This is a genomic window from Oleiphilus sp. HI0117 (assembly GCF_001635235.1).
Window position 1 is genome coordinate 1 of record NZ_LWGA01000172.1, and the last position, 801, is coordinate 801.

An 801-nucleotide genomic window follows, 5' to 3' on the forward strand; every position below is an offset into this window, starting at 1 on the left:
CCGGACATTCTGGATGGCACACCAATATTGGATATCAAACCCTATATTGATTATGCGGACGCTACCTCGGACTCGCGCTGCGGATTTGCAGAAGAACCACCAAAGCCAAGGCTAAAAGTAGTTTTAAACAAACCCTTTAAGGATAAAGCACAGCAATTATCGAGTTCGTACCCCGATGACCTATTGGCATTAATAGTCGAAGTTATTTCATATGATCCGCGGCCTGCATACAAACAAGATCAAGAAGATGAGAAGCTTTATAAGCTTAGACTATACGATTTGGATATTAGCTTCTCGGTAGAAGATGGTTTTGCGACAATAAGCGACATCGAGAAGCAATTGAGTTAGCGTGCTGCAAGAATTGTTAGCGCTTCTTTAGACTTATCTAAAAACCGATGAAAGCCTTCAAAATAACTTGTATTGAGCTCTCTCGAAGTCTGCCCCATATCCGCATAGATAAACCCGATTCGTTTACGGCCAGTGGCTAAAGGCGATATAAAAAACCTTTTCTGACCTGTAATACCTAGGTATTCGGGCGATATAAATTGCGTTATGTGCTGGTAGTCCGAGTTACCTATCCAGGCAGCCTGATCACGTTCAAACAGGTTAAACAAGAAACCCGAACGGCTTCTTTCATATCGAACAACAAACTTCTCTCGCCACTTCTCCGTGCTCTGCCCTGAAGCATATTTAACGACTACCCTCTGGTGCTCTTTATCAAATATTGCCAAGGCGACGCGCTCAAGGCCGATGCCTTTATGAAGCCCTTGCAAGCAAAGCTTAAACACCTCATTGATATTA

At 43.2% G+C, this 801-nt stretch carries 1 protein-coding gene and 1 pseudogene; one reads left to right on the forward strand and one right to left on the reverse strand.

Annotated elements, in window-relative coordinates:
- Positions 1-348 (forward strand): annotated as a pseudogene (locus A3757_RS02240) (tRNA (N6-threonylcarbamoyladenosine(37)-N6)-methyltransferase TrmO); the annotation flags it as partial.
- Here the strand turns inward: A3757_RS02240 and A3757_RS26155 are convergent.
- Positions 345-801: hypothetical protein (locus A3757_RS26155; protein WP_197469662.1), on the reverse strand; the 457-nt coding region annotated here is incomplete at its 5' end. The pseudogene A3757_RS02240 and the gene A3757_RS26155 sit on opposite strands and share 4 nt — an antisense overlap.